This is a genomic window from Kitasatospora sp. NPDC024654, assembly GCF_055559155.1.
The window spans coordinates 23,132-41,998 of the sequence record NZ_JBVHLF010000050.1; the positions used below are offsets into that span (position 1 = coordinate 23,132).

Consider the following 18,867-nt stretch of genomic DNA (forward strand, 5'->3'; position numbering starts at 1 on the left):
AAGAACCACTGAAGGCAGGCCCCCAGGGCGGTTCGGAGCGCGGAAACCGCCTAGGTTCGTACTCGCTGTTCGAAGCCGCCCGCCGAGCGGGGATCCGGCTCCACTCACCAACTCCCCGAGGTGAAAGCCCAGATGAGCTCCCACCGCCGTGTCGACATACCGCCGCAGGCCACTCGCAGACACCGCAGCCCACGTCCGCCACGGCTGCGGCTGGTCGTGACGAGTGCCGCCGCCGTCGCCGTGATCGGCGGCGGCACGGCCTTCGCGTGCGTCGGCGGCGCGGGTGGCCGGCCGGCGCCGGTGGCGGCCGGATCGACCGACCGGCAGAGCCCCCCGGTGGCGGCGGCCCTGAGCGGGCAGCCGGTGCCGTCCGCGCGCCCGTCGCAGTCGCCGATACCCCAGGGGTCGGGCGGGGCGGCCAGCCAGCCCCCCACCCACCCGGCCCCGACCGCCCCGACCGCCCCGACCAGCGCGCCCTCCGCCACGCCGAGCACCGCGGTCTCCCCCACCGCCGCGGCCGCCGTGCCCACCCGGGCGTCGTCCGCCACCCCCTCCCCCGCCTCCTCGGCACCCGCCGCGCCCGTTCCGGCCGTCACCCCCTCGGCGACCGACAGCGATGCCGTGCAGCAGGTGCTGAACCTGATCAACCAGGCCCGCGCCGCCCAGGGCCTGCCCGCGTACACCCTCGACGACGGCCTCAACCGCAGCGCGGCGGCCCACAACCAGGTGATGGCGGGCGGCTGCGGTCTCTCCCACCAGTGCCCCGGTGAGCCGGCGTTCGGGCAGCGCGAGCAGGACCAGGGTGTGCAGTGGAGTTCCGCCGGCGAGAACATCGGCGAGGGCGGCCCGGTCAGCGCGACGGACTCGTCGATCGCCTCGATGGCGGTCGGCCTGACCCAGTCCATGCTCGACGAGAAGCCGCCGAACGACGGCCACCGGCAGAACATCCTCAGCTCGTCCTTCACCCGGGTCGGCATCGCGATCATGCGCGACTCCAGCGGCACGATCTGGCTCACCCAGGACTTCGCCGGCTGAGGCCCCAGGCCTAGGACAGGGCGGCGGACACCAGCCGCGCGACGCCCGACAGGGGCGCCACCAGCTCGTCGGTGAGCTGGAAGCGGCGGGCCAGGTCGGCGGGGTCCTGGTAGCTCACCCAGCAGCGCCCGTCGTCGTCGGCCCAGACCAGCGCCCGCAGCGGCAGCTCCAGACCGAGCAGCGGGGCGGCGACCATGGCCGGCGTGCCGCCGCGGGGGTGACCGAAGATCAGCAGGCGGGCGTCGTTCATCGCGAGCCCCACCTCGTGGGCGCCGCCGCCGTGGTCCACCTCCGCGAACAGGATCAGGCCCCGCTGCCGGATCGCGGCCGCGAGGCGGTCCGCGGTCGCGTCGACCGGGAACGGGCTGGGCACCGTCACCGTCCCGGTGGCGCTGGGCGCCCGGCCGGCCTGCGCGTCATCCGCCATGCGTGCTGCTCCTTCTCGCCGCGGCACCCGGAGTCCGGGCGTTTCCGATCCTGAGTACCACGTCGGGACCGGAAGCGCCCGGACGCGTCGCCGGGGAGCGCTACCTCCCGGCAGGCCCACCGGCGAGGCGCTCGCGGAGCTGCTCGTCGTGGAGGCTGGGCGGTCCGACGTTGCCGCCCGCCGACTGCAACCCGCCGTCGGTGCCCTTCAGCACCGAACCGGTGCAGCCGATCGCCCAGTTGTGGCCGGTGGGCGGGTTCTGGATCTCGTAACCCGCGGTGGTGTCGCAGTTCCAGGCCGTGCTGTTGGCGTCCGACCAGCCGTGGCCGGTGCCCCGGGTGCCGTTGTTCACCAGGTCCAGGGTGCCCTGGATGCTGACGTCGTCGTACAACGTGCCGCTGCCCCAACGCTCGTGACCGCCGGCGTCGTAGCTGACGTCAGTGGTGGTCGCGGTGCGGTGGGAGAACACGTTCGGGCCGGACTGGCGGCCGTCGGTGACGAAGGCGTGGATCTTCGCGGCGGTGAGGGTGCAGTCCTGGATCAGGTTCTGCTGTCCCTGGATGAGGTAACCGAAGGACCTGGCCGAGGTGTTGAGGTTGGTCACCATGTCCAGGGCGGAGGTGTGCACCTCGGAGATCCGGCGGCTCTGCTCGCTCGGCAGGGCCACGCCGTAGTCGCCGAAGTGATGGGTCGTCACATCGCTGGCCCAGGAGTCCTGGACGGCGTTGAACACACCGAAGGCCGAGTTGTAGAAGTCCGTGGCGTAGTCGGGGTCGGCGGCCATCGCCTGACCGTCGGCGCTCAGGTTCTCGATGCCGACGTGGTCGATCCGCGGGAAGCTGTAGTGGTAGCCGGTCGCCTGGGTGTACTGCTTCTCCAGCGCGGTGGTGAGCGGCGCGTCGAAGGTGATCCGGTTCCCCTGGATGCCCGTGATGGTGCGCCCCGAGCGCAGGCTCCAGTTGGGCGACCAGACGCCGTTCATGCCGAGCGCGTCGATCCAGGACTGGGTGGTGGGGCGTTCGATCACCACCTGGTCGCCGACCGCGAACCCGGCCGTGCCCCCCATGGTGAGCGAGGTCGCGCCCACCGGGACGTAGCCGTCGGTGACCGGCTGCGCGGTGCCCCGCATCTGGTAGCTGGACCTGCCGCCGATGTCCAGCAGCGTGCGCGCGTTCGCGCCCCGTGCCACCAGGGTGGTGTCGGCGGCGTTGCCGTCGGCCCCGCGCAGCACCACGCCGGAGGCGTTGACGGTCAGGCTACCGGCGATCTGATAGCTCCCGGCGGCGAGTTGGACCGCCCCGCGGAAGCCGTTGGCGTCCAGCGGGAGCGCGGAGACCCTGTCGATCGCCGCCTGGACGGCGCCGGTGTCGTCCCCGCCGCCGGGCGGCGGGACGGTCACCTTGGTGGCCACGGTGGGCAGCGGGACACCGCCTCCGTCGTAGCCGGCGAACGAGTAGTCGGGTATCCGGTTGCCCTGCGCGTCGTGACCGTAGCTCAGGTGGTTGTCGGCGAAGGTGATCCACTGGCGGGTCGCGCCGGCGGCGGGCTTCGGGCGGGTGGTCGTGCCGGCCTCGGCGCCGGTCTCGACGACGACGGCCGCCGATCCGGCCAACGTGCAGGCGGCCAGGGTCAGGACGGCCCGGCGCCGGAGTGATCGCCTTCGGGCGTGCGTCATCAGGTACTCCACGGGAGGGCGCTGCGGCTGGGGACGCAAATGATCATTGCCGTGACAGTCAGTCAACGGCAATTCGCGGCGGCCGACTTCATCGAATACCCCCGAGTCCGCCCGCGGGCCGCAACCCCGTTCAGCCGGAGTTCGGGTACCCGTCAGCCGCGTCGGCGCCGGTCAGAACGGAACCGGGCCGCTCCCCGTGACGTGCAGCAGCGCCCGCTCCTCCCCCTGGACGACGCGCCTGACGACGAACTCCCGGGTCTCGCCGTCCCGGAACTGCAGGCGCCCGGTGCGGGAGCCGAGCAGCGCGGCGAAGTCCTCCTCCGGCGCGACCGCCCAGAGGTCGCCATTCCAGCTCTCCGGCCCCTGCGCCGGCCGCTCCCCGGTGAGCTCGGCGTGCACCGGGATCGCGCCGCCCGGGCCGAAGACCGTCGCCGGGCCGTCGAAGGTCGAGGTCGTCATACCTGCAGTCTGCGGCCGGCGGCACGGCCTCGCTCGTCGGCGGCCGCCGGGCCGGAGATCGCCACCCAGAAGTAGTAACAATCAATTGATTAAGCTACTGTTACTATCTATGGACGAGATGAGATCACCCGCGGCCGACGCGGCCGAGGTCGGAGCGGCGCTCCGGCTGATCGTGGGCCGGATCGCCCGCCGAGCGCGGCAGGCCCACACCGTGGGCGACGTGACCCACTCCGAGGCGTCCGTGCTGACCCGGCTGGACCAGGACGGCGCGGCCTCCCCGGGGGCGCTGGCCCAGTTGGAGCGGGTGCGCCCGCAGGCCATGGCGACCACCCTGGCCGGGCTGGAGGAACGCGGTCTGGTGAGCCGCCGGCCGGACCCGGCCGACGGCCGGCGCTCGGTCATGACGATCACCGAGGCGGGCCGGCGGACGGTGACCGACCGGCGCTCGGAGACCGTGCGGCTCCTGGCCACCGCCGTCGAGGAGGAGTTCACCCCCGCCGAGCGCCAGCAGCTGGTCGCGGCGCTGCCGCTGCTCGACCGCCTCGCGGAGCGGTTGTGACGACCGGGACCGGGCCGAAGAGCTCGGCCACCGCGGACACCGACGTCGACCACGGCGACGTCGGGCGCGGCAGGAGCGAACGCTACAAGTGGGTCGCACTCTCCAACACGACCATGGGCGTGCTGATCGCGACCATAGACAGCTCGATCGTGATCATCTCGCTGCCGGCGATCTTCCGTGGCATCGGGCTGGATCCGCTCGCCCCCGGCAACATCGGCTACCTGCTCTGGATGATCCTGGGCTACACGCTGGTCTCCGCGGTGCTGGTGGTCGCCCTGGGCCGGCTCGGCGACATGTTCGGCCGGGTCCGGATGTACAACCTGGGCTTCGCCGTCTTCGCCTGCGCCTCGCTCGCCCTCTCGCTCGATCCGCTGAAGGGCGGTGGTGGCGCGCTCTGGCTGATCGGCTTCCGGATCGTACAGGCCGTGGGCGGAGCGATGCTGACCGCGAACTCGGCGGCGATCCTCACCGACGCCTTCCCCGCCCGGCAGCGCGGCATGGCGCTGGGCATCAACCAGATCACCGGCCTGGCGGGCATGTTCCTCGGCCTGCTCGCCGGTGGGGTGCTGGCCACCGTCGACTGGCGGGCGGTGTTCTGGGTCAGCGTCCCGTTCGGGGTGGTCGGCACCTTCTGGTCGTACCGCAGCCTGCGCGAGACCGGCACCCGCCGGCCGGGCCGGATCGACTGGGTCGGCAACCTCACCTTCACCGCGGGGGCCGGCGCCCTGCTCGCCTCCATCACGTACGGCATCCAGCCCTACGGCGGCCACTCCACCGGCTGGACCAACCCGTGGGTGCTGGGCGGGCTGAGCACCGGCGTCCTGCTGCTCGCGGTGTTCTGCGTCGCGGAGACCCGGATCGCCGAGCCGATGTTCCAGCTCCGGCTGTTCCGGATCCGCGCGTTCGCCGCCGGGAACCTGGCGGCGCTGCTGATCGCCATCGCCCGCGGCGGCATGCAGTTCATGCTGATCATCTGGCTGCAGGGCATCTGGCTGCCGCTGCACGGCTACGACTTCGAGCGCACCCCGCTGTGGGCCGGCATCTTCATGCTGCCGCTGACCGTCGGGTTCCTGATCGGCGGTCCGGCCTCCGGCTACCTCTCGGACCGGTTCGGCTCGCGGCTGTTCGCCACCACCGGCCTGCTGCTGGTGGCCGTCTCCTTCGTCGGCCTGGTCGCGCTGCCGGTCGACTTCCCCTACCCGGCGTTCGCGGCCCTGCTGCTGCTCAGCGGGCTCGGCCAGGGGATGTTCTCCGCCCCCAACACCTCGGCGATCATGGGGAGCGTGCCACCGGAGCAGCGCGGGGTGGCCTCCGGCATGCGCTCGACGTTCCAGAACTCGGGCACCGCGCTGTCGATCGGGCTGTTCTTCTCGCTGATGGTCGCCGGGCTGGCCGGATCGCTGCCGCACACGATGGCCAGCGGTCTGCAGGCCCAGGGCGTACCCGCCGCGACGGCCGACCAGTTGGCCGGGCTGCCGCCGGTGAGCACGCTGTTCGCCACCTTCCTCGGCAACAACCCGGTCGGCCACCTGCTCGGGCCCAGCGGCGTGCTGAACACCCTGCCCGCGCCCAACGTACAGGCCCTGACCGGGAACCGGTTCTTCCCCGAGCTGGTCTCCGGGCCCTTCCACCACGGGCTCGTCACCGTCTTCGGCGCGGCCGCGGCGATGGCCCTGGTCGGCGCGCTCGCCTCGGCGCTGCGCGGCCGCCCCACCCCCGCCGGCTCGGACCGCCCGGCCGGCTCGAAGAAAGGACAGTGAGCATGTCGCGAAGCGCCCTCCTCGTGATGGACGTCCAGCAGGGCATCGTGGACCGCGTGCCGGACGACGGCTACCTGCCGCGGCTGGGCCGGGCGATCGACGCCGCCCGGGCCGCCGGTCTCCCGGTGATCCACGTGGTCATCGGGTTCCGCGCCGGCCACCCGGAGGTCAGCCCGCGCAACAAGGGCTTCGGCGGCCTCGCCCAGGGCGGCGCCTTCGCCGAGGGTGACCGCAACGCGCGGATCCACCCGGACGTCACGCCCGCTCCCGGCGAGCTCGTGGTCACCAAGAAGCGGGTCAGCGCGTTCGCCGGCAGCGACCTGGACATGGTGCTGCGGGCCGGTGGCATCGACAGCCTGGTCCTCACCGGCATCGCCACCAGCGGGGTCGTGCTCTCCACCCTGCGCCAGGCCGCCGACCTGGACTTCGGCCTCACCGTCCTGGCGGACGGCTGCCTGGACGCCGACCCCGAGGTGCACCGGGTGCTCACCGAGAAGGTGTTCCCCCGACAGGCGGAGGTCGTCACCATCGACGAGTGGATCACGGCCGTCGGCAAGTAACGCCCGAGAACGCCGCGACGGCGGTGACCAGCGGGTGTTGGTCACCGCCGTCGGCGGTATCCGGGGTCTCAGCCGGCCAGGGCGGAGACGATCGAGGTCCGGGCCGCCCGTCGCGCCGGCAGCAGCGAGGCGACGACGCCGGCCACCGCCGCGATCACCACGTACAGCACGAGCTGCCCCGCCGGGTAGACGGTGACGCCGGTGCCACCGCTGCCCTTGATGAAGGCGCCCATGATGGCCCAGCCGAACAGCCCGCCCAGCAGCACGCCGACCACCGCGCCGACCAGCGACATCTGCACGGCCTCCAGCACCAGCATCCCGCGCAGCTGCCCCTTGCCCAGGCCGATCGCCCGCAGCATCGCGGACTCCCGGGTGCGCTCGATGACCGAGAGCGAGAGCGTGTTGGCGATGCCGAACAGCGCGATCAGGATGGCCAGGCCGACCAGCGCGCTGAAGAAGGTCAGCACCCTGCTGATCCCACCGCCGAGGCTGGCCTTGTACTGGGTCGCGCTCTGCACGGTCAGCAGCGCGTCGCTGGCAGTGGCGGCGTTCACGGCGGCCAGCGAGTCGTCGGTGGAGACGCCGTGCTTGGCGGTGATGGAGACACTGCTCGCGCCGCTCGGCCGGAAGTCGCGCTGGAAGTCGGCGACCGGCATCAGCACCTCGGGGATCGCGTCACCGCTGGTCATCACGGTGACCACCGTGGCGTTGACGGTGCCGCCGTCCGGGGTCTGCACGCTCACCGTGCCGCCGGCCTGGGCACCGGTGCGGGCCAGGGTGGCGCTGTCCAGGCCGATGGTGCCGGGCTGGAGGTCGGCGAGCGAGCCGCTGGTGAGGGTGGGCAGGAAGACCGTGCCGTAGGCGTCCGGGTCCATCGCGGTCACCCGTGCGTCGTGGCCGTTGACGGTGAGTGAGCCGGCGTACTCGGCGGCGACCACGTTCAGCTCCGGCCGGGCGTGCAGCGCGGCGACCACCGACTGCGGCACGGTCCGGGCGTTCGGTCCGCCGTGGCCGACCGGTCCGCCGTCGCCTCCCGGGCCCCGGCCGCCGCCGTCGGTGAGCGGCGCGACCTGGTAGTCGAACGGGTAGTGCTTGGTGATGGTCGCGGCCGCCGAGGCGGTGACCGAGGCCGAGATGATGGTGAACAGGGTGACCAGGGTGACGCCGATGGTCAGCGCCGCCGTGGTGGACGCGGCCCGGAACGGGTTGCGGGTGGCGTTGGCGGTGGCCAGCTTGGCGGGCGCGCCGAGGAAGAGCGACGGGATCACGCCGAAGACCCGGGTCAGCGGACCGACGAAGAGCGGGCCGGCCGCCAGCACGCCGACGAAGAGCACGCAGCCGCCGCCCACGATCTTGAACAGGCCGTCGGGGCCGGAGCTGTCGCCGTGGCCGAGCACCGCCAGGCCGAGGCCGGCCGAGCCGAACACCACGATGATCGCGAGCCGCAGCCAGCCGACCTTCCTGGCCTCGGCCGGCGGCTCGTACTGGTCGCCGAGCGCCGCGACCGGCGGCACCCGGGTGGACCGCAGCGCCGGCACCAGGGCCGATCCGACCGTGACCACGGTACCCACCAGCATCGAGGCCAGCGCCGTCTGCGGAGTGACCACCAGCGAGGTGCTCGGGAAGCTCGCGCCGAAGGCGCTGAGCACGGCCATCATGCCGAGCGCCAGCAGCACGCCGACCGCGATGCCGAGCAGCGAGGCCAGCAGACCGACGATCGCCGCCTCCAGCAGCGTGCTGCCGAAGACCTGCCTGCGCGAGGCGCCGACGCAGCGCAGCAGCGCGAGTTCGCGCATCCGCTGGGCGATCAGGATGGTGAACGTGTTGTAGATGACGAGCGAGGCCACGAAGAGCGCGACCACCGCGAAGATCAGCAACGCGTCGGTGAAGACCGAGGCGAAGTGGACGACCTTGTCGGCCTCCTGGGTGGCCAGCGCGCTGCCGGTGAGCACCTGGTCGCCGTGGACCTGGCTCAGCGCGGAGATCCGGGAGACCAGGGTGGCCGGCGAAGTTCCGCTCGCGGCACGGACGTTGATCTGGCTGTAACCGGTGACGCCGGTGATCCGCTCGGCGACGGGGGTGGTGAGGCCGACCACGCTGCCGTTGCTGAAGGCCTTGTTGGAGCCGGTGTCGATGGTGCCGACCAGGGTGAAGTGCTCGACCGTGGAGTTCAGGTCGACCACGCCGACCTGCTGGCCGAGCGTGAAGTGCTGCGCGGTGGCGGTGGCCTGGTCAACCACCACCTCGCTGTCGGCGGTCGGGACGCGGCCGGAGTCGAGGGTGAAGCCGCGCAGCGCGGCGTCCTGGGCGACGGCCATGCCGGCGCCGGGGCGGTCACCGTTGGTGATCACCTTGCCGTTGGCGCCGAGCAGCGGCGCGGAGCCGCTGAGCCGGCCCTCGGCGGCGGCGACGCCGGGGACGGCGCGGATCGCGTCCAGCGCGGCGGCGGGCAGCAGGTCGCTGTTGTCGCCGCCCTGCCCGCCGTGGCCGCCTGGACCGCCGAACCCGCCGGCGCCCTGGTCGGTGAGCACGGCCGCGTCGACGCCCTTGGCGTCACGGGCGAAGCTGTCCATGAAGGACTGCTGCATCGAGCCGCTCAGCACCAGGGTGCCGGCCACGAAGCCGACGCCGAGGAAGATGGCGACCGAGGAGAGCAGCAGCCGGACTTTGTTGGCCAGCAGCCCGGCCAGAGTCGTGCGGAACATCAGGTCACCGCCCCGCGCGCATCAGGTGGTCCAGCACCGACTCGGCGGTCGGGTCGGCCAGCTCGCCGGCCGGGCGGCCGTCGGCGAGGAAGACCACGCGGTCCGCGTAGGAGGCGGCGGCCGGGTCGTGGGTGACCATGATCACGGTCTGGTCGAGCTCGCGCACCGACTTCTGCAGGAAGCCGAGCACCTCGGCGCCGGAGCGCGAGTCCAGGTTGCCGGTGGGCTCGTCGGCGAAGACCACCTCGGGCTTGCCGACCAACGCCCGGGCACAGGCGACGCGCTGCTGCTGGCCGCCGGAGAGCTGGGAGGGGCGGTGGCCCAGGCGGTCCTTGAGGCCGACCACCTCGATGAGCCGGGCGTACCACTCCGGGTCGGGTTTGCGGCCGGCCAGGCTCAGCGGGAGCAGGATGTTCTGCTCGGCGGTGAGCGTGGGGAGCAGGTTGAACGCCTGGAAGATGAAGCCGATCCGGTCCCGCCGCAGCTGAGTGAGCTTGCGGTCCTTCATGCCGGTGATGATGGTGCCGCCGATGGTGACGGTACCGCCGTCCAGCGTGTCCAGGCCGGCCAGACAGTGCATGAAGGTGGACTTGCCGGAGCCGGACGGGCCCATGATCGCGGTGAACTCGCCGGCCGCGAACTCGGCCGACACCCCGTCCAGGGCGCGGACCTGGGCGTCACCGCTGCCGTAGGTCTTGACCAGGCCGGTCGCCTGGACCGCGATCCGAACGTCGCCGCGGCTCGCGGCCGGCTCGGGTACCGCTGTGGTGGGCAGGGACATGGGCTGCTGACCTCCGGTGCAGTCAAGGAGCCTCCGCTCGGCTCCGGACACGATCGGCGACCCTAGTCATCGGCAGCTGAAGCGCTCCTGAAGGGACGTTCAGCCGCCGTGCAGGAAGGCGCTGGCCAGGCTCCCATCCCAGGCGCTTCCCCCCTGCGTGGCCGGCTCCTCACTCGGCGCGGTCAGCGCGGCGCGGCCGTCCGCGGCCGCCGCACGCCGAGGCGGTGCCGGCGGCGCTGCGGGCGGAGGTGCCGGCCGGGCCCTAAGGGGTGATCAGCCCGCGCTGGTAGGCGCGGACCAGGCGGCGGGGGACGAGGTGTTCGCGGCCGTCGACGGTGATCGGCACCAGGTCGGGCCGGGTCGCCTTCCACTGGGCCCGGCGGTGGCGGGTGTTGCTGCGGGACGTCTTGCGCTTGGGTACGGCCATGTCGGGTGCTCCTTCGCGGGGGTGGGGTCAGTGGTCGGTGTCGTGGTGGTCGTGTGGGTCCCAGGCCGGGAACGGGTCGTCGAGCCGCGCCCAGGCCCGCGGGCCGGCCGCGTGCTCGGCCTCGTCCAGCAGGCAGCCGGTGAGTGCGGTGCGCAGCGCGTCCGCGGCCAGCTCGGTTCCGATGAAGACGAGTTCCTGGCCCGACGGCCGCCCCGGATCGGGCCTGCCCGGGTCGTCGTCCGCCGACCGGGTCCCGACGGGTTCGAAGCGGGCGACCGAACCCGCCTGCGACCACAGGCCGGTGACGCCCGGGCGGGTGGCCAGCCAGAAGAAGCCCTTGGAGCGCAGCACCGTGCCGAACTCGCCGGTGTCGAGCCGCTCGCCCACCAACTCCCAGAGCCGGCCGGGGTGGAAGGGGCGCGCGGCACGGAAGACCAGGCTGCTGATCCCGTACTCCTCGGTCTCCGGAACGTGGTCGCCGTTGAGTTCGGCCACCCAGCCGGGCGCCTCCTGGGCCTTCGCCAGGTCGAACAGGCCGGTACCGAGGAGTTCGGCGGGCGGGACCCGGCCGGCCGTGGCCCGCACGATCCGGGCGGCGGGGTTGAGTCGGGCGAGCGCCGCGGCGAGCCGGTCGGTCTGGCCCGGGGTGACCAGGTCGGTCTTGTTGAGGACGATGACGTCGGCGAACTCCACCTGGTCCATCAGCAGGTCGCTGACGGTACGCTCGTCGTCCTCGTACTGGTCGAGCCCGCGCGCGGTCAGCTCGTCGCCACCGCGCAGCTCGGGCAGGAAGTTGGCGGCGTCGACCACGGTGACCATGGTGTCGAGGCGGGCGATGTCGCCGAGGGTCGCGCCGTCGTCGCGGGCGAAGGCGAAGGTGGCCGCGACCGGCATCGGTTCGGAGATGCCACTGGACTCGATCAGCAGGTAGTCGAAGCGGCCGGCCCGGGCGAGCCGGTCGACCTCCTCCAGCAGGTCGTCGCGCAGGGTGCAGCAGATGCAGCCGTTGGTCATCTCGACCAACCGCTCCTCGGTCCGGGAGAGGGCTCCCCCACCGTCGCGGACCAGGGCGGCGTCGATGTTGACCTCGCTCATGTCGTTGACGATGACGGCGACCCGCAGGCCCTCGCGGTTGTGCAGGAGGTGGTTGAGCAGGGTGGTCTTGCCCGCGCCCAGGAAGCCCGAGAGGACGGTGACCGGGAGGCGGGTGCCGGCGGGCTGGGTGACGACGGGCTGGGCGGCGGTCAGCATCACCGGCCGGCCGCCGGGGAGGCGTACGGCAGCAGGGCCATCTCGCGGGCGTTCTTGATCGCCCGGGCCATCTGGCGCTGCTGCTGTGCGGTGAGCCGGGTGACGCGACGGCTGCGGATCTTGCCCCGGTCGGAGATGAACTTCCGCAGCAGGGTGGTGTCCTTGTAGTCGATGTAGCTGATGCCGGCCGCGTAGAGCGGGTTGGGGCGCGGGGTCCGGTTCCGGCGCGCCTGGGCGGGCTTGGCCACGATGGGAGTCCCTTCGGCTGGTGGGCGGGTCGGACTGACCATACACCAGATGAAAACGAAAACCATTATGCTGGATTTGCCGTGCTGCCTGCGGTGGACCGGAGATCCTCCGCCCCTTGCCGTGCAAGACTGTTGACCATGCGCGCACCGAACGTGGGATTCCTCGGGCTCGGCGTCATGGGCGAGCCGATGGCCCTCAATCTGGTCCGGGCGGGGATCCCGCTGCTGGTCTGGAACCGCACCCCGGCGAAGACCAGCGTGCTGCGGGCGGCCGGGGCGGAGGTGGCACCCGACGCGGCCACCGTCTTCGCGCGGTCGGACGTGGTCCTCGTCATGCTGGTCGACGGCGACGCCGTCGACGCCGTCCTCGGGCGGGGCACGCCGGCCTTCGCCGAGCGGGTGGCCGGCCGCACCGTCGTCCACATGGGCACCACCGCGCCGGCCCACTCGCAACAGCTCGAAGCCGACATCCGGGCCGCCGGCGGCCACTACGTCGAGGCCCCGGTCTCCGGTTCGCGCACCCCGGCCGAGGCGGGCGAACTGGTCGCGATGCTGGCCGGCGAGCCGGCGGCGGTCGAGCTGGTGCGTCCGTTGCTGGAACCGATGTGCCGCGAGACGGCGTTGTGCGGCCCGGTGCCGGGCGGCCTGCTCATGAAACTGTCGGTGAACGTCTTCCTGATCACCGTGGTGACCGGGCTGGCCGAGGCGGTCCACTTCGCCGGCCAGCACGGACTCGATCTCGACCGGTTCGTCGAGGTGCTCGGCGCGGGCCCGATGGCGAGCCCGGTCATGCGGATCAAGGCGCCCAAACTGGTCGCCGAGGACTTCTCCGTACAGGCCGCCATCACCGACGTCTGGCAGAACACCAAGCTGATCACCGCCGCCGCCCGGGCCGCCGGCATCTCCTCCCCGCTGCTCGACGTCTGCCGCGCGCTCTACGCCGAGACCGCCCAACTCGGCTTCGCCGGCGCCGACATGGCGGCCGTCCTGAAGGCGATCCAGGCGCGGAGCGAGCAGCCGTCCGACGACGGCGGCGGCGACCGCAGGCCGGTGATCGAGTAACGGCGCGTGCTGCTCGCGGCGCACTGCGACAATCGCCTCCGTGACACACGGGACGACCAAAGCCGCTGCCGCGGAGGCCGTACGGCCGCTTGAGCTCTTCTTCGACCTGGTCTTCGTCTTCACCATCACGCAGATCGCGTCGGTGCTCGCCGCCGCGCCCTCCACCGCCGGACTGGCGCGGACCGGGATGCTGCTGACCATCACCTGGTGGATGTACGGGGGTTACGCCTGGCTCACCAACGCACTCGACCTCGACCGGACCGGACCGCGGCTGCTGCTGTTGACCGGGACGGCGGGGTTCTTCGTGATGTCCCTGGCGGTGCCCAGGGCGGACGGGCCGGGCCCGTGGGGAGTGGTGTTCGGAGCGGCCTACCTGTTGGTGGTGGCGGTGCACACGGTCGGCTTCATCGGTACCTCGGGCCATCGCGGCATCAAGGGGATCGGACCGTTCAACGTGGCCAGCGCGCTGATCGTGCTGGCGGCCGGCCTCGCTCCCGCACACCTGAGGGTGTGGGTGTGGGCACTGGCCTGCCTGCTGGAATGGCTGACGCCCCTGCTCAGTGGGCCGACCGGATTCACCGTCGGGGTGGGGCACTTCGTGGAGCGGCACGGGCTGGCCGTGATCATCGTGCTCGGGGAGTCGATCACCGAGGTCGGCGCCGCGGCCACCCGGCTGGACGACCTGGTGACGGTGGTCCTCGGCGCGCTGCTGGCGCTCGTGCTGAGCGCCGCCATGTGGTGGCTCTACTTCGACCGCGAGGAACACGACAGCGCGCGGCTGCTGGAGCGGGTACCGATGGCGCGCCGCCCGCGGGTGGCGGTCTACGCCTTCGGCTACTCGTACCTGGTCATGATCTTCGGCATCGCCGTCGCGGCGGTCGGGATGCAGGAGGCGATCCGCCACTTCGAACGGCCGCTGCACGGAACGTCCGCGCTGCTGCTGCCGGTCGGCACGGTGCTCTTCCTGCTCGGCCTCGGGCTCTTCCACCGCTCGCTGTCCGGGGTGTGGCAGCCGGCCCGGCTGTCGGCCGCCGCCGGGGTCGCGGTGCTGGGGCTGCCCGCCGCGTGGTGGGTCGGCGGTGCGGCCGCACTGACCGCGACGGCGGTGCCACTGCTCGCACTGGTCCTCTGGGAACGCGACGGAACCGGGCCCGCGACCGCCTGAACCGACCCGGGAAGGTCGGCCCCGGCACGAATACCTTGGTCAGGGGCTCGACGCGGCCCGCTTCTTCCAGCAAACTGAACCTCACGGCTCTTGCCGTGATCGCCGCGCCGCTCGGCCGAAGCGCGGGGTCCGGCGAGGGCCGTCCAATGCCGCGGCCCGGGTGGCCGTCGCGCTACGAGGCTGGCAGCGCCCGACTGACCACGTCCTGGATCCGGCGCTCGCCCAACTCATCGCGGCCCCCTCGCACTTGTCCGCCGAGGAGAACCGCACGGTGCGGGACTGACAGCCTGCGGTGCGGACTTGAACCCGCCGCCGGCAGCCGCTGGGCGCCACGCCGTCACGGTGCGCCGAACTGGGCCAGGTGGTGGCCGGGGGCGAGCGGCCCGCCCGACGACCGGGACGCGACATGCCGCAGGGCCTGTTCGTGGGGAGTACGGGGCGTGGCCGGCTGCGGCGGAGGGTCGGCGGCCATGCGGGGAGTCCGCCCGAGCGGGCCGGCCGGGCGCAGCCGGTTCTCCCCGGTCCCGCTCCCCCCCGCGCGGCCCGTCCACGCTGGCTAGGCTGAGGGCACCGCCCGGCACGGCGCGGGGGCCGAGCGCGTCCGAACATCGCCGGCGAAGGAGCCCACCATGCCTGCCGTCACGGTCGAGAACATCCTGGCCCTGCCGCGAGTCCCCCGCCCGGAGCCCACGGCCGCCGTCCAGCGGCCGGTGCGGTCGGTGACCAGCGCGCCCAGCGGTCTGGAGGGCGAGGGCTTCCCGGTCCGGCGCGCCTTCGCCGGGGTGAGCCTGCAGGACATCGACCCGTTCGTGCACATGGACCAGATGGGCGAGGTGGAGTACGCGCCCGGCGAGGCCAAGGGGACTCCGTGGCACCCGCACCGCGGCTTCGAGACCGTCACGTACATGATCGACGGCATCTTCGAGCACACAGACTCCAACGGCGGGGGCGGGGTGATCACCGACGGCGACACCCAGTGGATGACGGCCGGCAGCGGGATCCTGCACATCGAGAAGCCGCCCGTGCACCTGGTCGCCTCCGGCGGGCTGTTCCACGGGATCCAGCTCTGGGTGAACCTGCCGAAGGCCGACAAGTGGAACCCGCCGCGCTACCAGGACATCCGCGGCCGGGAGGCCGCCCTGCTGGCCTCGCCCGACGGCGGCGCGCTGCTGCGGGTGATCGCCGGCGAGGTCGGCGGACACACCGGCCCCGGCTCCACCTTCACCCCGATCACGCTGCTGCACGCCACCCTCAGCCCGGGGGCGGAACTGGTGCTGCCGTGGCGTCCGGACTTCAACGCGCTGGCCTACGTGCTGGCCGGCCGGGGCAACGTGGGGGCCGAGGCGCGCCCGGTGCGGCTCGGGCAGTTGGCCGTCTTCGGACCGGGTGACGCGCTCACCGTGGCCGCCGCGCCGCGGCAGGAGAGCCGGGCGCCGCAGCTGGAGGTGCTGCTGCTCGGCGGCCGGCCGATCCGGGAGCCGGTGGCGCTCTACGGGCCGTTCGTGATGAACACCCGGGAGGAGCTGGTCCGGGCGATGGAGGACTACCGGGCCGGGCGGCTCGGGTCGGTCCCGGCCGGGCACCTGCCGTACACCACCGGTGAGGCTCCACCCGGTCAGGGGTGACCCCGGCCGGCGTCACGGATGTCCGACCGGTCATCACCTCACCTGTCACTGGCTTGATCTGTCTCTCGCCAGCGGATCACTCCGGCTTCTAGGCTGGCGCCGTGTTCTGACCCTGTCATACACGGCTCCGGTGGCGTCTCCGCTCGTCCGCGGATCGGAGCGGTGCCCGGACCACCGACTCCGAAAGGGGACACCACGTGTCCATGCCCGCACGTCTGCGTCTCGCCGCCGCCGCGGCGGGCGCGTTCGCGCTCGCCCTGGTCCCGACCGTGAGCAGCGCCGGCACGGCCGGTCCCGCCGCGCCGGCCGTCAGCCCACTGCTGGCCGGCGGCCCGCTGCGGCACGCCGGCGACCCCGGCGACCCGGTGCTGGCCGCACCGATCTCCACCAGCGCCTGCCTGGCCCGGCTGCACCGCGCCTGCTACTCCCCGTTGCAGTACCGCACGGCGTACGACGTCGACCCGCTCTACCGGGCGGGCATCACCGGCCGGGGCCGGACCATCGTCATCGTGGACTCCTACGGCTCGCCGACCATCCAGCACGACCTCGACGTCTACGACGCGAGGTTCGGCCTGCCGAAGGGCCAGGTCGACGTGGTGAAGTGGGGTCAGGTGCCGCCCTTCGACCCGAAGAACGCGGACATGACCGGCTGGGCCGGTGAGACCACGCTGGACGTCGAGGCCGCCCACGCCATCGCGCCGGGCGCCCGGATCGTGCTGCTGGAGACCGGCGTCTCGGAGACCGAGGGCCCGGTCGGCGTCCCCGAGATGATGAGCGGCATCAACCACCTGGTGAACGCGGGCCAGGCGGACGTGGTCTCGATGAGCTGGGCGACCAGCGAGGGCGAGTTCCCCGGCTTCGACGTGGGCGACTACACCAGCCTCACCACGCTGCGCTACGCCTTCGTCAACGCGGCGAAGCACGGGGTCACGCTGACCGCGAGCTCCGGCGACGGCGGCGGCGACTCGACCAAGCTGGACGCGGCCTGGCCGGCCGGCGACCCGCTGGTCACCGCCGTCGGCGGCACCCAGCTGTCGCTGAACGACCAGGGTGCCCGGACCGCGCCGGACGCCGCCTGGTCGGGCAGCGGCGGCGAGCTGTCCAAGGTCTTCGCCCGGCCCGGCTACCAGGACCCGGTGCGTTCGGTGGTCGGCGGCCACCGCGGCACCCCGGACGTCAGCATGGCCGGCTCGCCGAACGGCGCGCTCTGGCTGTACTCCAGCTTCGACCCGGCCAACACCGGCTGGACCGCGGACGGAGCCGGCACCAGCGAGTCCTCGCCGCTGTTCGCCGCCGTGGTCGCGCTGGCCGACCAGGCGGCCGGGCACCGGCTCGGCGTGATCGACAACGACCTCTACCGGCTCTACGCGCAGCACTCGGCCGGGATCGTCGACGTCACCACCGGGTCCACCGGCCCGCACGGCTACCAGGCGGGCCCCGGCTACGACCAGGCGACCGGGGTCGGCACCCCGGACGTCGCCAAGCTGGTCCGGGCGCTCGCCCACCGGTAGCACCGGGCGTCGAAGCCGCCCTGCCCGATCCGGGCACCGGCCACGCCCCGGATCGGGTAGGGTGAGCGGTCCCACGCAGTGCGCGACCGAGGAGGTGAGACCCATTACCGCTGTGCCAGCAGTGTCAGCTCGGGTGCTCACCTCCCGCCGCCCCGCCGTCGAACCGGCCTAGGCGGCCGAGCGGGCACCGACGGTTTCCCGAAGGGTTCCTGTGTCGGTCTTCTCCTCCGCCCCGCTCCGCTCCACCCTCGTCACCAGGCTCCGCGCCGCCGGCTGCGTCTTCGCCGAGGACGAGGCACGGCTGCTGCTCGCCACCGCCCGGACCCCGGCCGAACTCGCCGCCATGGTCGAGCGCCGGGTCGGCGGACTCCCGCTCGAACACGTCCTCGGCTGGGCCGAGTTCTGCGGCCTGCGGGTGGCCGTGGACCCGGGGGTCTTCGTACCCCGCCGCCGCAGCGAGTTCCTGGCCCGGCAGGCCGGCGCGCTGGCCCGGCCGGGCGCCGTCGTGCTCGAGCTGTGCTGCGGCACGGGCGCGGCCGGCGCCGCGCTGGCCGCGGCGGTCGGGCCGGTGGAACTGCACGCCGCCGACCTCGACCCCGCCGCGGTGCGGTGCGCCCGCCGCAACGTCGCCGCGGCCGGCGGCCGGGTGTACCAGGGCGACCTCTACCAGCCACTGCCCGCCGGGCTGCGCGGCCGGGTGGACGTCCTGATCGCCAACGCGCCGTACGTCCCCAGCGGGGAGATCGACCTGCTGCCCGCGGAGGCCCGGCTGCACGAGCCGCTGGTCGCGCTGGACGGCGGCGCGGACGGCGTGCACATCCAGCGGCGGGTGGCCGCCGCCGCCCCGGCCTGGCTGGCCCCGGGCGGCCACCTGCTGATCGAGACCAGTGAGCGGCAGGCGCCGGCCACCGTCGCGGCCGTCGCGGCTGGTGGGCTCCTCCCGCGGGTGGTCGAGTGCGAGGAGCTGGACGCCACCGTGGTCATCGGCGCCCGGCCCGCCTGAGGGCTGTTGGATCTTCCCTGGAAGGGGCAGGATGATCCGCATGGACGACGACGCAGAACTCTCGCGGGCCGACCAGATCCGTCTCTACCTCGCCACCCTGCAGGCCAGGATGGATGCCGACCAGTTCCGCGTCCTGGGCATGCTACTCAAGGACTCCGTCACCCTGCTCACCTCCGAGGCCGACGAGGTGGGCATCGACATCCCCGCCGAGGACGAGCGTTTCCTCACCCCCGAAGTCAGGGAGGAGTTCCTCGCCGTGCTGGGCATCCTCACCACCGGCCGGATGGACCAGCAGGTCATCGATCTCGGCGACGGCACGGCCACCGTGCTGGACCCGGCCGCCGCGGCCGACCCGGAACGGGTCCGCGAGCTGCGGGACTGGGCCGCCGAGCAGCGGCGGAGGCGCGAGCACACCGCCTCGGTGCTGCGCGGCATCGCCGACGCCTCGCAGACCTGACCGACGCCGGCCCGCCGCCGGCCCGACCAACACCGGCCCGATCAGAGCCGCCGTCCCGGGGGGGGGGGGGGGGGGGGGGGGGGGGGGGGGGGGGGGGGGGGAAAAGGGGGGGGGGGGGGGGGGGGGGGAGGGGGGGGGGGGGGGGGGAAGAGGAAGA

General features: G+C 73.2%; 18 protein-coding genes. 10 read left to right on the forward strand and 8 right to left on the reverse strand.

What is annotated here, in order from left to right; genetic code table 11:
* The first annotated feature begins 132 nt into the window (after positions 1-132).
* Positions 133-1,035, forward strand: coding sequence for a CAP domain-containing protein (locus ACZ38L_RS25835; RefSeq protein ID WP_465697584.1), 903 nt, complete (start codon positions 133-135; stop codon positions 1,033-1,035).
* Positions 1,036-1,045: 10 nt separating this feature from the next.
* On the opposite strand, the gene ACZ38L_RS25840 is transcribed toward ACZ38L_RS25835, so the two are convergent.
* From ACZ38L_RS25840 to ACZ38L_RS25850, 3 genes are all read right to left on the reverse strand, one after another.
* On the reverse strand, positions 1,046-1,462 hold the full coding sequence (locus ACZ38L_RS25840) for a DUF302 domain-containing protein (protein ID WP_465697586.1): 417 nt from the start codon (positions 1,460-1,462) through the stop codon (positions 1,046-1,048).
* Positions 1,463-1,562: 100 nt separating this feature from the next.
* Positions 1,563-3,137: a peptidoglycan-binding protein gene (locus tag ACZ38L_RS25845; protein WP_465697588.1), complete on the reverse strand. Its 1,575-nt coding sequence runs from the start codon at positions 3,135-3,137 to the stop codon at positions 1,563-1,565.
* A gap of 171 nt (positions 3,138-3,308) precedes the next feature.
* Positions 3,309-3,596: a hypothetical protein gene (locus tag ACZ38L_RS25850; RefSeq protein ID WP_465697590.1), complete on the reverse strand. Its 288-nt coding sequence runs from the start codon at positions 3,594-3,596 to the stop codon at positions 3,309-3,311.
* A 109-nt stretch (positions 3,597-3,705) separates the two neighbouring features.
* Between ACZ38L_RS25850 and ACZ38L_RS25855 the strand changes: the two genes are divergently transcribed.
* From ACZ38L_RS25855 to ACZ38L_RS25865, 3 genes are all read left to right on the forward strand, one after another.
* Positions 3,706-4,155 (forward strand): MarR family winged helix-turn-helix transcriptional regulator, encoded by a 450-nt coding sequence (locus ACZ38L_RS25855; RefSeq protein WP_465697592.1) that lies wholly within the window; start codon positions 3,706-3,708, stop codon positions 4,153-4,155.
* 113 nt (positions 4,156-4,268) lie between these two features.
* The gene (locus ACZ38L_RS25860) at positions 4,269-5,915 is read left to right on the forward strand and encodes an MFS transporter (RefSeq protein ID WP_465697644.1); all 1,647 of its coding nucleotides are present in this window, start codon (positions 4,269-4,271) and stop codon (positions 5,913-5,915) included.
* 2 nt (positions 5,916-5,917) lie between these two features.
* Entirely contained in the window at positions 5,918-6,475 is a 558-nt protein-coding gene (locus tag ACZ38L_RS25865) for a cysteine hydrolase family protein (RefSeq protein WP_465697594.1), read from the forward strand.
* Positions 6,476-6,543: 68 nt separating this feature from the next.
* Here ACZ38L_RS25865 and ACZ38L_RS25870 read toward each other — a convergent pair whose 3' ends face one another.
* The 5 genes from ACZ38L_RS25870 to rpsR form a co-directional block, all read right to left on the reverse strand.
* On the reverse strand, positions 6,544-9,180 hold the full coding sequence (locus tag ACZ38L_RS25870; protein WP_465697596.1) for an ABC transporter permease: 2,637 nt from the start codon (positions 9,178-9,180) through the stop codon (positions 6,544-6,546).
* Positions 9,181-9,184: 4 nt separating this feature from the next.
* Entirely contained in the window at positions 9,185-9,961 is a 777-nt protein-coding gene (locus ACZ38L_RS25875) for an ABC transporter ATP-binding protein (RefSeq protein ID WP_465697598.1), read from the reverse strand.
* A gap of 262 nt (positions 9,962-10,223) precedes the next feature.
* On the reverse strand, positions 10,224-10,388 hold the full coding sequence (rpmF, locus tag ACZ38L_RS25880; RefSeq protein ID WP_465697600.1) for a 50S ribosomal protein L32: 165 nt from the start codon (positions 10,386-10,388) through the stop codon (positions 10,224-10,226).
* Between the two features lie 27 nt (positions 10,389-10,415).
* On the reverse strand, positions 10,416-11,639 hold the full coding sequence (locus ACZ38L_RS25885; RefSeq protein ID WP_465697646.1) for a GTP-binding protein: 1,224 nt from the start codon (positions 11,637-11,639) through the stop codon (positions 10,416-10,418).
* Complete coding sequence (gene rpsR / locus ACZ38L_RS25890; RefSeq protein ID WP_465697602.1) at positions 11,639-11,929, reverse strand: 30S ribosomal protein S18; 291 nt, start codon at positions 11,927-11,929, stop codon at positions 11,639-11,641. Before rpsR ends, ACZ38L_RS25885 begins: the two co-directional genes overlap by 1 nt.
* Positions 11,930-12,025: 96 nt before the next feature.
* On the opposite strand from rpsR, the gene ACZ38L_RS25895 reads away from it, so the two are divergent.
* From ACZ38L_RS25895 to ACZ38L_RS25920, 6 genes are all read left to right on the forward strand, one after another.
* Positions 12,026-12,949, forward strand: a complete 924-nt coding sequence (locus tag ACZ38L_RS25895) for an NAD(P)-dependent oxidoreductase (RefSeq protein WP_465697604.1) — start codon at positions 12,026-12,028, stop codon at positions 12,947-12,949.
* A 40-nt stretch (positions 12,950-12,989) separates the two neighbouring features.
* On the forward strand, positions 12,990-14,114 hold the full coding sequence (locus tag ACZ38L_RS25900; RefSeq protein WP_465697606.1) for a low temperature requirement protein A: 1,125 nt from the start codon (positions 12,990-12,992) through the stop codon (positions 14,112-14,114).
* A 629-nt stretch (positions 14,115-14,743) separates the two neighbouring features.
* Positions 14,744-15,739, forward strand: a complete 996-nt coding sequence (locus ACZ38L_RS25905; protein WP_465697610.1) for a pirin family protein — start codon at positions 14,744-14,746, stop codon at positions 15,737-15,739.
* Positions 15,740-15,942: 203 nt separating this feature from the next.
* Positions 15,943-17,250 (forward strand): S53 family peptidase, encoded by a 1,308-nt coding sequence (locus tag ACZ38L_RS25910; RefSeq protein WP_465697612.1) that lies wholly within the window; start codon positions 15,943-15,945, stop codon positions 17,248-17,250.
* A 211-nt stretch (positions 17,251-17,461) separates the two neighbouring features.
* Positions 17,462-18,253 carry a putative protein N(5)-glutamine methyltransferase gene (locus ACZ38L_RS25915; protein ID WP_465697614.1) on the forward strand — a complete coding sequence of 264 codons (792 nt, stop codon included), beginning with the start codon at positions 17,462-17,464 and terminating at the stop codon, positions 18,251-18,253.
* Positions 18,254-18,293: 40 nt separating this feature from the next.
* Positions 18,294-18,710 (forward strand): hypothetical protein, encoded by a 417-nt coding sequence (locus ACZ38L_RS25920; RefSeq protein WP_465697616.1) that lies wholly within the window; start codon positions 18,294-18,296, stop codon positions 18,708-18,710.
* Positions 18,711-18,867 lie beyond the last annotated feature (157 nt).

Excerpts from the sequence above, each read along its gene's own strand:
- rpmF (WP_465697600.1), bottom strand. The coding sequence starts at position 10,388 with ATGGCCGTACCCAAGCGCAAGACGTCCCGCAGCAACACCCGCCACCGC.
- ACZ38L_RS25850 (WP_465697590.1), bottom strand. The coding sequence starts at position 3,596 with ATGACGACCTCGACCTTCGACGGCCCGGCGACGGTCTTCGGCCCGGGC.
- ACZ38L_RS25905 (WP_465697610.1), top strand. The coding sequence starts at position 14,744 with ATGCCTGCCGTCACGGTCGAGAACATCCTGGCCCTGCCGCGAGTCCCC.
- ACZ38L_RS25920 (WP_465697616.1), top strand. The coding sequence starts at position 18,294 with ATGGACGACGACGCAGAACTCTCGCGGGCCGACCAGATCCGTCTCTAC.
- rpsR (WP_465697602.1), bottom strand. The coding sequence starts at position 11,929 with ATGGTCAGTCCGACCCGCCCACCAGCCGAAGGGACTCCCATCGTGGCC.
- ACZ38L_RS25845 (WP_465697588.1), bottom strand. The coding sequence starts at position 3,137 with ATGACGCACGCCCGAAGGCGATCACTCCGGCGCCGGGCCGTCCTGACC.
- ACZ38L_RS25855 (WP_465697592.1), top strand. The coding sequence starts at position 3,706 with ATGGACGAGATGAGATCACCCGCGGCCGACGCGGCCGAGGTCGGAGCG.
- ACZ38L_RS25840 (WP_465697586.1), bottom strand. The coding sequence starts at position 1,462 with ATGGCGGATGACGCGCAGGCCGGCCGGGCGCCCAGCGCCACCGGGACG.
- ACZ38L_RS25865 (WP_465697594.1), top strand. The coding sequence starts at position 5,918 with ATGTCGCGAAGCGCCCTCCTCGTGATGGACGTCCAGCAGGGCATCGTG.
- ACZ38L_RS25875 (WP_465697598.1), bottom strand. The coding sequence starts at position 9,961 with ATGTCCCTGCCCACCACAGCGGTACCCGAGCCGGCCGCGAGCCGCGGC.
- ACZ38L_RS25860 (WP_465697644.1), top strand. The coding sequence starts at position 4,269 with ATGGGCGTGCTGATCGCGACCATAGACAGCTCGATCGTGATCATCTCG.
- ACZ38L_RS25895 (WP_465697604.1), top strand. The coding sequence starts at position 12,026 with ATGCGCGCACCGAACGTGGGATTCCTCGGGCTCGGCGTCATGGGCGAG.
- ACZ38L_RS25910 (WP_465697612.1), top strand. The coding sequence starts at position 15,943 with ATGCCCGCACGTCTGCGTCTCGCCGCCGCCGCGGCGGGCGCGTTCGCG.
- ACZ38L_RS25870 (WP_465697596.1), bottom strand. The coding sequence starts at position 9,180 with ATGTTCCGCACGACTCTGGCCGGGCTGCTGGCCAACAAAGTCCGGCTG.
- ACZ38L_RS25885 (WP_465697646.1), bottom strand. The coding sequence starts at position 11,639 with ATGCTGACCGCCGCCCAGCCCGTCGTCACCCAGCCCGCCGGCACCCGC.
- ACZ38L_RS25835 (WP_465697584.1), top strand. The coding sequence starts at position 133 with ATGAGCTCCCACCGCCGTGTCGACATACCGCCGCAGGCCACTCGCAGA.